The organism is Pelagibacterium lentulum (assembly GCF_003992625.1).
Taxonomy (GTDB): domain Bacteria; phylum Pseudomonadota; class Alphaproteobacteria; order Rhizobiales; family Devosiaceae; genus Pelagibacterium; species Pelagibacterium lentulum.
Window position 1 is genome coordinate 1 of sequence record NZ_RZMW01000010.1, and the last position, 12,450, is coordinate 12,450.

At 57.7% G+C, this 12,450-nt stretch carries 16 protein-coding genes and 1 pseudogene; 12 read left to right on the forward strand and 5 right to left on the reverse strand.

Features of this window, described 5'->3' with window-relative positions:
• The 6 genes and pseudogenes from EO133_RS20475 to EO133_RS03750 all read left to right on the forward strand — a co-directional run.
• Positions 1–477 (forward strand): annotated as a pseudogene (locus tag EO133_RS20475) (hypothetical protein); the annotation flags it as partial.
• Positions 477–803 (forward strand): hypothetical protein, encoded by a 327-nt coding sequence (locus EO133_RS03730; RefSeq protein ID WP_127071338.1) that lies wholly within the window; start codon positions 477–479, stop codon positions 801–803. The pseudogene EO133_RS20475 and the gene EO133_RS03730, both read left to right, overlap by 1 nt.
• Positions 790–1,083 (forward strand): hypothetical protein, encoded by a 294-nt coding sequence (locus tag EO133_RS03735; protein ID WP_127071339.1) that lies wholly within the window; start codon positions 790–792, stop codon positions 1,081–1,083. The genes EO133_RS03730 and EO133_RS03735 overlap by 14 nt, the downstream gene beginning before the upstream one ends.
• A gap of 22 nt (positions 1,084–1,105) precedes the next feature.
• Positions 1,106–2,017 (forward strand): glycoside hydrolase family protein, encoded by a 912-nt coding sequence (locus tag EO133_RS03740; protein WP_164734872.1) that lies wholly within the window; start codon positions 1,106–1,108, stop codon positions 2,015–2,017.
• Positions 2,018–2,047: 30 nt separating this feature from the next.
• Positions 2,048–2,413 carry a hypothetical protein gene (locus EO133_RS03745; RefSeq protein ID WP_127071341.1) on the forward strand — a complete coding sequence of 122 codons (366 nt, stop codon included), beginning with the start codon at positions 2,048–2,050 and terminating at the stop codon, positions 2,411–2,413.
• 74 nt (positions 2,414–2,487) lie between these two features.
• Positions 2,488–2,850, forward strand: a complete 363-nt coding sequence (locus EO133_RS03750) for a hypothetical protein (RefSeq protein WP_127071342.1) — start codon at positions 2,488–2,490, stop codon at positions 2,848–2,850.
• Positions 2,851–2,852: 2 nt separating this feature from the next.
• Here EO133_RS03750 and EO133_RS03755 read toward each other — a convergent pair whose 3' ends face one another.
• Positions 2,853–3,509: an SOS response-associated peptidase gene (locus EO133_RS03755; protein WP_127071343.1), complete on the reverse strand. Its 657-nt coding sequence runs from the start codon at positions 3,507–3,509 to the stop codon at positions 2,853–2,855.
• 214 nt (positions 3,510–3,723) lie between these two features.
• Between EO133_RS03755 and EO133_RS03760 the strand changes: the two genes are divergently transcribed.
• The 4 genes from EO133_RS03760 to EO133_RS03780 all read left to right on the forward strand — a co-directional run bounded on the left by EO133_RS03760 (position 3,724) and on the right by EO133_RS03780 (position 6,720).
• Positions 3,724–3,957, forward strand: coding sequence for a hypothetical protein (locus EO133_RS03760; protein ID WP_127071344.1), 234 nt, complete (start codon positions 3,724–3,726; stop codon positions 3,955–3,957).
• A gap of 545 nt (positions 3,958–4,502) precedes the next feature.
• Positions 4,503–5,435 carry a DMT family transporter gene (locus EO133_RS03770; RefSeq protein ID WP_164734873.1) on the forward strand — a complete coding sequence of 311 codons (933 nt, stop codon included), beginning with the start codon at positions 4,503–4,505 and terminating at the stop codon, positions 5,433–5,435.
• Positions 5,436–5,569: 134 nt separating this feature from the next.
• The gene (locus tag EO133_RS03775) at positions 5,570–5,776 is read left to right on the forward strand and encodes a hypothetical protein (RefSeq protein ID WP_127071347.1); all 207 of its coding nucleotides are present in this window, start codon (positions 5,570–5,572) and stop codon (positions 5,774–5,776) included.
• A 320-nt stretch (positions 5,777–6,096) separates the two neighbouring features.
• Positions 6,097–6,720, forward strand: coding sequence for a L,D-transpeptidase (locus EO133_RS03780; RefSeq protein ID WP_127071348.1), 624 nt, complete (start codon positions 6,097–6,099; stop codon positions 6,718–6,720).
• Positions 6,721–6,774: 54 nt separating this feature from the next.
• Here the strand turns inward: EO133_RS03780 and EO133_RS03785 are convergent, their stop codons facing one another.
• Positions 6,775–7,344 (reverse strand): DNA-3-methyladenine glycosylase, encoded by a 570-nt coding sequence (locus EO133_RS03785; RefSeq protein ID WP_127071349.1) that lies wholly within the window; start codon positions 7,342–7,344, stop codon positions 6,775–6,777.
• Between the two features lie 18 nt (positions 7,345–7,362).
• Positions 7,363–8,163: a GGDEF domain-containing protein gene (locus EO133_RS03790; protein ID WP_127071350.1), complete on the reverse strand. Its 801-nt coding sequence runs from the start codon at positions 8,161–8,163 to the stop codon at positions 7,363–7,365.
• 464 nt (positions 8,164–8,627) lie between these two features.
• Here EO133_RS03790 and EO133_RS03795 point away from each other — a divergent pair, with 464 nt between their 5' ends.
• Positions 8,628–9,053, forward strand: coding sequence for a DUF1489 family protein (locus tag EO133_RS03795; RefSeq protein ID WP_127071351.1), 426 nt, complete (start codon positions 8,628–8,630; stop codon positions 9,051–9,053).
• Positions 9,054–9,233: 180 nt separating this feature from the next.
• Positions 9,234–10,127 carry a division plane positioning ATPase MipZ gene (locus tag EO133_RS03800; protein WP_127071352.1) on the forward strand — a complete coding sequence of 298 codons (894 nt, stop codon included), beginning with the start codon at positions 9,234–9,236 and terminating at the stop codon, positions 10,125–10,127.
• A gap of 129 nt (positions 10,128–10,256) precedes the next feature.
• Here the strand turns inward: EO133_RS03800 and EO133_RS03805 are convergent, their stop codons facing one another.
• Positions 10,257–10,535 carry a hypothetical protein gene (locus EO133_RS03805; protein ID WP_127071353.1) on the reverse strand — a complete coding sequence of 93 codons (279 nt, stop codon included), beginning with the start codon at positions 10,533–10,535 and terminating at the stop codon, positions 10,257–10,259.
• Positions 10,536–10,598: 63 nt separating this feature from the next.
• Entirely contained in the window at positions 10,599–12,218 is a 1,620-nt protein-coding gene (locus EO133_RS03810; RefSeq protein WP_127071354.1) for a D-alanyl-D-alanine carboxypeptidase, read from the reverse strand.
• Positions 12,219–12,450 lie beyond the last annotated feature (232 nt).

The window sequence follows — 12,450 nt, forward strand, 5'->3', positions numbered from 1 at the left end:
CAAACCCGGATCACCAACGATGCCGATGCAGAAGCGGCCCGAACGGGTTTGGGTGCGCTCGGTCCTAATGAAACACCCGATAGAGCATTCAGGCGCGGAAACATTCTTGGTACTGTCACACAGTCCGGCGGCGTGCCGACCGGGGCAATCATTGAGCGTGGAAGCAATGCCAACGGACAGTATGTGCGCTACGCCGACGGGACGCAGATTTGCTGGAATGCGGATGTTGGTTCATTAGTAACGGATACAGCGGTAGGTAGTGTATTTAGAGCAGCAAGTACATTAACTTGGACTTTTCCTGCCGCCTTCGCTTCAGGTGTAGTTTCTGTGTCGGCTGCGCACACATCTTCGGCGTCCAATAGATGGACAGTTGTTAATGGTTTTGGCTCCACTTCAGCAGCTATTAATATGTTTAGCGCTACCACGAGCGTAGCAGGAATATCTGTGTCCGCTTTTGCAATCGGAAGGTGGTTCTAATGCATATTTCCTTTTCCCCGCAGCGCCGCGACGACACGCTTACCCTTGAGCGCACCGCACCGAACAGGCTTCGCATCAACGGAGAGTTGTTCAACTTCAGCCCGATGGAAGACGGCGACGTGATCGAGGCGGGTACAGTGCCTTGTGACTGGATCGTCGGACCGGTCGAGAAAATTGACGGCGAGGTACGGCTAACGGTGCGGCTTCCACACGGCCCGAGCCCTTCCCAGGCTGTGGCCTTTCCGGAACCGATAACCGTCACCGAAGATGGCCCGATTGCGGTGCCGTCCGACGAACAAGAGGAACCCGCCGATGTGGACGCCTGAACGCGGTAAGGAAATTGTCACGCAAGAGCAGCGGGAGGCCCGCAAAGCCGCCGAATCCTACAACCTCTACAAATCACACTTCATCGAGCGCATGACGCCGGAAGAAGCCGAGCAGTTCGAGCAAGAACTCAACGCCTCAGAACTCGCCAAGCTGCGCCTTATGTATCACGCGGTCGAGTATTTCGTTTCAGATGATCCGCTATTTGCCGTGCTGCATTGGGAGCTAACACAGGCGTTTGGCGAAGATCGGGCGGACGCTCTTTTAGCCCGACCGGAATAATCTCAACATAAGGAGGCCCATGATGGCCCGTTCAATGTCCGAACGCGGGATCGCTGATCTCGTGGCCGATGAAGGTGAAGTTTTGACCGCTTATCGCTGCCCTGCTGGGGTTCTAACCATCGGCGTGGGCCTCACAGCAGGCTCAGGAGTGGTGAGACCAACTCCGGGCATGACAATCAGCCGGGAAGAAAGCAGGCGGCTCCTGCGCCTCGCGCTGGGCCGCAATTACGAACCTCGCGTCAATCGCAGAATGCCGGGTATCAACCAGCATGAGTTCGACGGCTCGACCTCATTCGATTTCAACACCGGGCGCATTCACAACGCAAGCTGGCCGGGTCTATATCTCTCGGGCCAGTTCGCCCAAGCCGAGTCCGGCTTCAAGTCATGGAACAAGGCAGGCAGTCGAGTCCTTGCGGGCCTCACCAATCGCCGCAACCGTGAATGGCAGACGATCAGAAACGGCAAGTACCATTCTCAGGCTCAGCCCGTAACTGCAGCTCCCTCGCTTACCGCGCCCGCTGACGTATGGAACCGGCTCAAGGCGCTTGGATACAAGCAAACAACCGCTGTTGCCGCTGTGAAGGCGTTCCAGGCAGATCACAGGCTAAAGATCGACGGACTGGTTGGGCCAGCCACGCGATCTGCTCTTGTTCGTGCAGAGGAAGCCAAGCGGCAAAACCGGAGTGCAGTCGGGGGCGGAGCTGCCGGCGGCGCAGCTGGTGGTGGCACTGAACTTGCCACAGACCCCAATGTTGGCATTGAGACATTCGCCAGCGCCGGGATTGGCGTTGTGATTGTCGCTGGCCTTGTCATCGCAGGCTTCATGACATGGCGCTATCGCGGCCCGATTTTCTCCAAACTGCCTGAACCGGTGAAAGACTGGTTCCAGGATCGCGGCATCACACTTGGCCGCAGGGTATCTGTGCCCGCCTAGAAACCTGCCTCACATTGAAAGGACTGCCCAATGCCTCTGCGCACAGCACTGCAAGCGATCGAGCTTATCCAGAAGATCGCGCCCAATGTCTCCCGGCCGGAAGCCGAAAGGCTCGCGCCGATCCTGATCAACCAGAACAACCAGGAGCCATGGTATCAATCCCGCGTCACCTGGGGAGCGATCGCCGCCATACTTTCCGGCCTTGGCACGATGGCCGGGCTTGTGGCGGCCGGTGACTGGAGTCCGAGCCTTTGGGCAACTGCAGTTACGGGCGTTGGCGGCGGGATCGGTACACTTTGGGGGCGCTGGGGCCGCCCGAAATCGCCGTTGCCAGTTCTCACTGAAGCGCAGGCGCGGGCCCAAACGGGCTATGACGGGCCGATCGAGCGGCGCTAATCACAACCACGCGCTTCGGTGCATTCGGGGTGCGGGGCGCTAGTCGCCTCCTGCTCGACCAAGGAGACTAAAATATGCAGGGTTCGGCAATCACGTGGGAACTGGTCAACAATATCTGGCCCATTGTGGTGACAGTGGTGGCAGTCGTCGTGTGGCTCAATCGCAAGTTTGCAGCAGCAGCGACGGCGCGCTCTCAATCCGAAGAGCGATTAAAAAGCCATGTCGACGTGGAGGTCAAAACCGTAACGGGAACAGTTCAGGACATTGCCACGCATACCGCTCAGGTTGAGCGCGAGTTGCTAAAGCACCAGAGATTCGCCGCAGAGAACTTTGCGACCAAGCCAGAGCTGGCGCGAAGTCATGACGAGGTGAAGGCGTCTATCGATAAGCTGTCGGATAAGATCGATGATGTCATAAGATCGCGGAGCGGTGGCTAGGCTCAAGCCGCATAGTCCTCTTTGACGCCACGGGCAACGATCTGCAGCTCGCCATCGGGCAGGGGACGTTGCAACGCCTGCGCATCGTCCCATGGCGCCGTTAGCCAGGTCTCGATCTCCTCGGCTTCTGTGAGGATTACGGGCATTGCCTGGTCATGGATCGGCTTGACATCGGCGTTTGGTTCGGTGGTCAGAAAGCCGTAGAGGTCCGCTGTGACCGCGCCTTCCTTGACCTTGCGCACGCTGGTCCAGTCTGGAACCCATAGCCCTGCGAAAAAGGCGAGGGGGCGTTCCTCATCGAGGGCGAACCAGATATCGCCGCCGGCAGATTTGTTGAACTCGGAAAAACTGGTGAACGGGACCAGGCATCTGTTTTCAACGGCAAGCCAACGACGCCAGTGCTGGCTTTTGGTGTTCCGGATGTTGGTGATGCCGGGATCCCGGTTCTTGCCCTTCAGTGCGAACTGGGGGCTGGGCATGCCCCAGCGTGCCATCGCCAGTTCTCGTACGTCCGCATTGTTGCGAACGATCGGCGCTGTGTAATCGGGAAATATGCCGGGCTGTGGCGCCAGATTGCCGACAGCCTCGGTTGCCCGCATGGCACGGGAGATCTGCAAGATCGCCTGGCGATTTGAAACGTGGCTGTAAAGATTGCACATTCCCGACCTCCCTTTCACTCAGAGTGCTTGCGCGAATGCGAGCGCCAACGAGACGACTATCCCTAGCAATCCGCACAGCGCCAAAATCTTGCCCGTCCGCATGGCTTGCGTCCCCCAAAAGGATCCTTGTTCGGCAGTGAACGTCAAATTGTGATCGGATGCAACTTGTTCTATTTTTGTTCTCATTATAAAACGAGGGCAAAGGAGAACGGAAATGGCACTATCTGCACCCCAGATGGCGCAGGCCGATGAGGCTTTGCGCTTCACACTCCAGCTCAAAGGCCGGGCACCCGAGGTGGAATCACTTTCGGCCGATGAGGCGACGGCGATGTTTGCCCAGGGCTTTCGGTTTTCGATCTTCAATCCGGAGGCGAGCGAGATCGCTCTGACGCGCCCCTACAAGCTGGCGCATAATCTCGATCGCGACACGCTGACGATCATTCAGTGACGCCATGCCCAGGACAGAACGCGGCTGGATAATCTCGACGCTACAAGATCATTTGGAGGCAGATCACACGCATACGCTTTACTGCGTGTGCGGGCACAGACTTACGCTTTCGACGCCCAGGCTGATCGAGATATTCGGCCCTGATTTCGAGATCTCGAAGAACAGGGACTATTTCCTGTCGCGCTTCCGCTGCAACGATTGTGGCAAACGGCCCGCTCAGGTGACCCTTTCGCCAGGGAATGTGCCGAGGTGGGATGGGTTCGAGTAAATCGGTGCGCACCTTGTGCCACGTTTTGAGCCACAAACTGTGCCGCTGATCGGCCAATGAATGGCAATTTTGTCAAACATTTCAATTGGTGCGCTAAGGTGCGGTTGCTTCTCGACCGCACCATCATCTCCCTTCGGGTGAGAAGCAAGCATCACGAAATCGCTGTTGTTTGTGCGGGTCCATGGTCCGCATTTGCGCGCTGCCATGTGCGATTTCGTGCTTTCGCGAAGCGATAGGCTGGGGTAGGCTGAGGGACGACGCAACGAGAGCGGATGCCGTGGCTCACGCGAAGGCCCCTGTTGCAAATGTTGGCGTGCCGGCGCCGGACAATTTGACGCTGGCTGCTTTTCTTATTGCTTCCATTATTGCCGGCGCAAATGCCGTCGCTGTCCGGGTTGGACTAACCGAATTGGCGCCGTTCTGGGGTGCTGGGGTTCGATTCGGTACCGCGGCCGCAATCCTGATTGCCGCAGGGCTACTGCTTCGCCGCACGTTCCCCTCTGGCCGGGCTCTGCTCGGCGCCATATTATATGGCCTTCTGAGCTTTGGCCTCACCTACATGTTTCTCTACTGGGCGCTACAGGAGGCGACTGCGGGGACTGTCATGGTAGCATTTGCCGTCGCGCCGCTGCTGACGCTGCTCCTTGCCATCGTCCAGCGCCTCGAACGCTTTACCTTTCACGGCATTGTCGGCGCTCTCATCGCCGGCATCGGTGTTGGTATCGTTTTCGCTGACCAGATGAGGTTGGTTTCGCCGCTGACGCTGGCTGCGATCCTCGCGGGCGCTGTGGCAGCAGCCCAATCGACGATCATCGTAAAGAGCTTCCCAAGGGTCGATCCTGTTGTTGAGAACGGTGTTGGAATGGCTGTCGGCAGCGTGCTGCTTTTCGTTGCCTCCCTTATTGCCGGCGAGCCGTGGATCGTACCCACGACGCTTCCGGTGCAGCTGTCGCTTGTTTATCTGATCCTCGTCGGTTCGATCGGGTTATTTCTACTTTTTCTTTTCATTCTCAGCCGTTGGACAGCGTCGGCCACCATCTACGTCTTGCTGCTCGCACCTCTGACAGCGGTTGCGCTCGACCTGATTATTTTAGGGGATATGCCGACGGTACTATTGGTTATCGGCGGGATCGTGGCTGTCATCGGCGTATATATCGGCGCACTATTTCGGCCACCCGCAGTATCCGACACAAAAAGGCTAGACGCCTGAGGCCTTCCAATTGCCGCAATTAACGTAAACTTGATCGGGCAGGGCCATTGTAGCCGTGCTTGCGCTGGCCCGGTGATTCTCTGCCGGTATGGCGCAAAGTCAGGTCTTAACGCATAAGATAAGGATCGCTCTCGATGATCAAGCTTCCCGCAAAGCTCGTGCTGGTTGTCTGTGCCTTGGCGCTAGCCGGTTGCTCCACCACAGAGCGCAGAATTTCAGGTGCAGCCATAGGCGGCGCGACCGGTGCCATTGTCGGGCATTCGGTGGCTGGTGGTCTGGGTGGTGCTGTTGGCGCGGCCGGTGGCGCAGTGGTCGGAACCGTTATCGCTGATAGCATCTAGACTGGGTTGTCGTCTCGGCAAACGCGCGGCCAAGCCCCGACGAGACATGCAACCGCAACAGGTTCTTGCGCGAGCGCCAATCCAGGCAGCATTGTTATTCCGGGAATCGAAGGCCGTCGGCACAGATTGCGGCGTCTCGATTTTCTGTATCCGTTGTCGTCGCTGGCCGTCACGCGTTCGTTACGTTTTCGCCGTATTTCACGCACTCGTGAGCTCTCTCTGGCCAACCTTTTCAAAGTCAAAGCATTATAGTGAGTGAACTTTTAACAATTGTGGTTAATGTTCGTCAGAGTTGTTGATTCTATGCTTGGGTTTGATTGATGAGTCTTTCACGACGCGGTTTCCTGATTGGGTTGCCCCTGTTTCTTGCTGCTTGTTCGTCACAGACGACAAGCACTATGCCTCGGCTTGCATATGCCGCAGTTCCTGACGAGCGCTTTCCGCTTCCTGCTTTGAATGCAAATATGATCAAGCCCGAGTTTCGGCGTCAGGAGGTCGAATATAAGACCTCGCACGCCAAGGGAACCGTGGTGGTCGATACTCCCAACAAATTTCTTTACTATGTTCTCGGCGATAACCGCGCGATCCGCTATGGCGTCGGCGTTGGCCGGGAAGGATTGGCCTTGCGCGGCAATGCCTATATTGGCCGCAAGGCTGAGTGGCCCAACTGGACACCAACCGCCAATATGTTGCGCCGCGATCCAGAAGCTAATGAGCCCTATCGCAATGGCATGGCCGGCGGCCCGAACAATCCGCTCGGCGCGCGTGCTCTTTATCTGTACCGCAACGGCCGCGATACAATGTTCCGCATCCATGGCACGAACCAGCCGCAATCGATCGGGCTTGCGATGTCGAGCGGTTGTATCCGCATGCTCAACCATGACATCATCGACCTCTACGAGCGCGTTTCGAGCGGCTCGCGGGTTGTGGTCATTCAAGCCTGATCTTATTTCTTGTCCGCTGTGCAAATGGCTCCTCGCTCCGGCGGGGAGCTCTTTTTATGCGAAGGGTTTTGAATGAAAGCGGCTACCCTTTAGTCCGAAACGCCAGGGCTTTTCCGTCGCACGGGAAATGCCAATTCTTGGGCCGCTGACGATTTCGACCCGCTTTTGAGCAGGTTGCAGGCCAAACGGAGCACTCCATATCGGCAGGCCATTGTGTTCCGGTGTCGTTGCAAGCGCCTGGCCAACGCGACCCGGGCCTGTGCAAAGTCGCTGCAGCACGTCAGTATTGCGGCGACGTTTTATAGTCTCAAGGCCGTCAGTTGGCTCCAGCGCGCGTATCAGCACCGCATGGCCAGGGCGGCACACAAGATTGAAGCACCAATGGATGCCGTAGGAGCGATAGACGTAAATCGTGCCCGGCGGGCCGAACATGGCAGCGTTACGCGGAGTTTGCCCGACAAAGCTGTGAGAGGCGGGGTCATCGAGCGCATAGGACTCGGTTTCAACGATGATGCCTGCGACGCCATTGGCTTCAAGTTTGGCACCAATTAAAGCGCGCCCGACCGAAACGACGTCGTTGTCGAAAAAGTCTGCAAGCGGGAATGTTGTCGCAACGGAGACCATACCCGCCCTATACCGGTTTCAGCCAGACGGTGGAAGTGCGCTCTGGTGCTGCATATGCTCGCTGATATTCATGGGATCGGCAAAGGCCACCCGGTTCCGGCCTGCTTTCTTAGCGGCGTAAAGGTGACGGTCAGCCCGCGCGAACAGATCCTCGAAGCGGGCGCGGTTGTCGCACATGATGCCGCCGATACTAACGGTGAGCCTATGCTGTTCGCCGTCGGGATAAAACTCTGTTTCGGCAATCGCCTGCCGCACGCGCTCGGCTACCATCCGCGCAGATCGGAGGTCGATGCCGGGCAGGAAAATGCCGAATTCTTCGCCGCCTAAACGGCCAACCATGTCGCCGCGCCGCACTGCCTTGCGCAGCGTTTGCGCGATCAGCGTCAGCGCCTGGTCCCCCACATGATGCCCAAACCGGTCGTTCACGTATTTGAAATTGTCCACGTCGAGCACCAGAAACGCGCCATAGTGATGTCGTGCGGCATTCTGGGCCAGGTCGTCTTCGATCAGGGCGATTAACGCTGCGCGGTTGAGGCAGCTTGTCAGCTCGTCTGTCGCTGCCATGCGGCCGAGTGTTTCATTGGCCTCGGCCAGTTCACACAGCTTGACAGAAACGAACAGGAACAGCGGGATGCTCAGCGCAAGCGGTAGCAGGATCGCATTTATAAGTGCTTGATTATAGACGGCCTCCCCTAGAGTCCGGAAGGTTGCCATCGTGTAGCCGAGCGAGATGAGCGTGCAGGCAAGGGGGCCGATTGTTGTCCAGATCAGCACGCGTATCGGACGATAGAGGGGGATGTTGGCACTCGACCCGGTCATTTCAGCCTCCTTGCCTGATACGGGCGAAGTTTTTCACAGTCTCTATAATCGTCCTCTTATAATGCAGTCCGATCAATTACTTATGCGTTGTTTTCCTGTGAATCGCTGTGCGCCGAACCTAGCTATGCGCCGGATGCAAGCGCGATATGTGCGATTGGGGCCGAAATGTGGCTTGCGCAAAGGGACAGAGCTGGTTAATCAGACGTTACTGACCGGCCCATTGGGCGGCGTCATTTGGTTTAACAGACTAAGGAGCATGCATGCGTAGCCAATCCAAGGCCGTATGCTGGCGGGCCGCAAGCTGGACAACAGTATGCCTGGTTTCGCTTGGTTTCATTGTTGCTGTAATCGCAGGATCTTGATCTGGAGCGCCGCTCCTCCTGTTGAGGCAGAACAATTCTGATATTAGGAGAGGGGTGCCTCGGAAACGTGGCACCCCAATTCTTTGTCTGGATCACTTTGATATGCACATCATCAAGCTCTGCGTTGGCGTCTCTTCAGTCGATGAACTCATCGAATGGCGCGAGATGCGTCGCTCGCAGGGTTTCGCACGTGACGATGGCAACAATGTTCATCGCACGCGCATGATGCCCAAGCGGGCCGATGAGATCGTGGGGCAGGGCTCGCTGTTTTGGGTGATGGCAGGTGCGGTACGCTGTCGTCAGTTGATCGTGGGGCTGGAAGCGGCAACCGACAGCGAAGGCAAGTCGTGCTGCGACATCATTCTCGATCCCAACGTCATCCGCACGTCCCCTTATCCACGACGCCCGTTTCAGGGCTGGCGCTATCTCGATCCCAAGGATGCGCCTTCCGATCTGGCTACTGGCAGCGACGATCAATTACCGCCAGAGGGCATGGCCGAGGATCTCGCCCGGCTCGGCCTGATCTGAGCGCAGGACGGTTTGGGCTGGATAAGCGGCTCGAATCGGCACACTGCTTGAGAAAATTTTAACGAAATGCCAGCTAGCGTCGTCGCTCGGTTACAGGCGTGCGCATATGCGGGCGCTGACGCATCTGTACGCTTTTGCGGGTTTTGTGCATTTTAGTCGATGTGTCTGGTGGAGAAAAGAATGCAGCACTCTGGCGCGCATGTGATTGTTCTGGGCAATGAAAAGGGCGGTTCGGGCAAGTCCACGACGGCCTTTCATCTGGCCACCTACCTTCTTTACGAGGGCTTCCGCGTCGCAACTATCGATACCGACAGCCGCCAGCACACACTGACTGCCTATATCCGCAACCGGCGTGAATGGACGCGGGCCCATGGGCTGGATATGCCACATTCGACCCATTTCCATCTTCCACGCACGCGCAGCGATTCCCTTGCGGAAAACAACCAGGTTGAATTTTCGATGTTCCGGCAAGCCGTCGCAGAAGTGGAGGCCGATGTCGATTTTATCATTGTCGATACGCCAGGCTTCGACACCAACCTAACACGGCTTGCCCATTCGCTGGCCGATACGCTTGTCACGCCGGTCAATGACAGCCTTATCGATCTTGATGTCATTGCCCGGATCGACCATGAGACCGGCGAAACGGTCGAACTCAGCCATTACACGCGACTGGTGCAGCGGGCGCGCAAGGAACGGATGGCCATTGACGGCAGCACGATAGACTGGATCGTTGTGCGCAATCGCACCGCCAATCTGGCTTCGCGCAACATGCGGCTTGTTCAGGCTGCGCTAGACAATCTTTCCGGCCGTATCGGGTTCCGGCTGGCCGATGGCATCGCCGAGCGGGTGATCTTCCGGTCGCTCTTTCCCATCGGCATGACCGTATTCGATCCGCTCGATGCAGATGTGTTGCAGGGCAGCGCAACCATGAGTCATGTCTCGGCGCGGCAGGAATATCGCCAGCTTGTCGATGTGCTCAATCTTGGGCTCGGCGAGCGACAGCGTAAACGCGCCAATTTGCCGTTCCAGGCTTTGCAGGGGGAAGTCGGACGTCTGCTCAACGTGGTCGGCTAGAGTTTTTCAAAAAAGCACCCGGATGTGATCCGAGGGTTGCAAGGGTTTCCCGGTTCGATCGGGCCACCCGGTAATGGCTGAGGCAGGGCCCACGCTTTAACCGAGCGCAACGCTGCCCTCCGATATCGTCTAGCGATTATTGATATACATGCGAACGGCGCGTGTGCCGCTTGGCGAGAAAACATCTACATCGATTTCAACGCGCGGCTGCACCATGCGACGGGTACGGGCGGAAAGCGCCATGACTACGATCAACAAGTCTGCGACTTTCTGGCGAACCGGCTTTCCGGGCTCAAGACCGCGGGTCAGTTCACGCAGCGCCTGAGAGCGTATCGCAGCATCGTCGGACGCCAGCGGCGACTGGGCATCGAAGTCACGCAATTGGTTCAGCGTGCTAGTCTCGTTCATGGGGCTACTCCGTTACACATGCGCCAAGGACGATTATAAGATTTTCATTATATAATGTGGCCGCTATCCTTGTACGGCCAGGCAATTGATACTGGATTGGGTGAGTGTGTCGCAGGTCAGGCGGGCCTGATTGCGGTCGCCGAAGCCGGCGAAGCGGGCACGATAGAAGGTCTGACCGTTGCGCTCAAAGATTTCGGTATAGGCGCGCAGATTTGCCAGTTCGCTCATTTCCTGCTTGGCGCCTTCAATCAGCGCCTGTGCGGCAGCCTCGCTGGGTGCGGCGCCCACCTGAACGATCCATCCACCTGCAGGAACATTGGCTGAGCTTTGGGTCGTCATCGGATCAACGAGACCGTCCGGGCGCGCAATCGGTGCAGGAGGAATAAGGACCTGGCCGTGCTGCAGCGTGGCCGTATCCGATGGGCTGGGGCCGAGGCGCAGGGTCTCTGCAATCCATGCACCAATCGGATCGTTCGCTGGATAGCCAGGTTGCTGCTCGGGTGCTACGCCTGTCGCGACGTAGGTGGCTTGTTGAAGGGCGTTGTCGCCGGGACGCTGCGGAATATCGGACGCTGCAACGACCTGGAAGGGAATATCGTCAGGCTGTGGCTGTGGCTGGGGCTGAGGGGCAGCAGGCTGTGCGGATGCAATCTGAACCGGGCTGTCGATGCGTGTGGGCGCCAGATGACCGGGGCGGGCCGGCGGGAGCCCGTTGAGGGGGACGGCCACGCCTGCCGCCGCTACAGCTGTTCCGTTGCCCAGCAAAGCAGGCCGCGCGATCATGGCTTCGCGCCAATAGTCGCCTTGACGGGCCCGTGGCAAATAGGTGCGCACGAGTTCGGCCACGCGCGCATTGCGGGCGGCGCCGGTATTGAAACCGAGGGCAACGACCACGATATGACGATTGTTCTGCCGTGCGGCGGTCATCAGGTTGTAACCTGACGCATTGATGTAGCCGGTCTTGATGCCGTCCACACCGTTCTGGCCCAGCAAACGATTGTGATTGCCATAGGTGCGGCCGCCGTAAGTAAAGCTACGGGTCTGGAAATATTCGTAATAGCGCGGGAAGTGCTGGAAAACTGCTCGTGCGAGGATGGCCTGGTCCGCAGCAGTTGTAACCTGTCCGCTGTCGGGCAGGCCAGAAGCGTTCCGGTAGGTGGTGCGACTCATGCCGAGCGCGCGCGCTGTCTGGGTCATGCGTTCGCCGAACCGGCTTTCCGTGCCGGAGATGTTTTCAGCAATGACGCGCGCAACGTCGTTTGCAGAAAGGGTCACGAGGGATTTGATTGCATTTTCCACGGTAATGGTGGAGCCGCGCTGCACGTAGAGCTTTGTCGGAACGGCGGCGGCAGCATGGGCCGAAACATTGAGCCTTGTATTGAGCGTCAAACGCCCGGCTTCAAGTTCTTGAAAAACGATATAGAGCGTCATTACTTTTGTAAGCGAGGCGGGGTAGCGAAGCTCGTTGGCCTTGTCCTGATAAAGGACTTGGCCCGTTTTGGCGTCCACGGCAATGCCGGCGAAGGCGCGGGGCACGTTCTGAGCCTGAGCCGGAACGGCGGCAAAGGCAAATGCGCTTGCGAGAAACAGGAGGCTTAAAACGAAACGCACAGAAAACACGCGATAACACGCGATACGCAAAGGGGTCGGCACCCTGTACTCCAACTCTTTACTATCCAGCATGAAAAACGCCACGCTGTTACGCCACACTCTGAGGGTAAGCGTCCGCCACAAGCCCCCAAGGGCAGGCTCTCACCTCGTTACTGGGCGCAACAATATGTCGAGGCGGTTACAAATCCGTAAAGTCGATAAAATTTAAGCCAAAACATTGGCCAATTTCTGTTTCATGAATCCTGCGCTTGAGATTGTGATCGATACCCACTGGAATGATTGAAAACGGCCCCTTAACATCGTG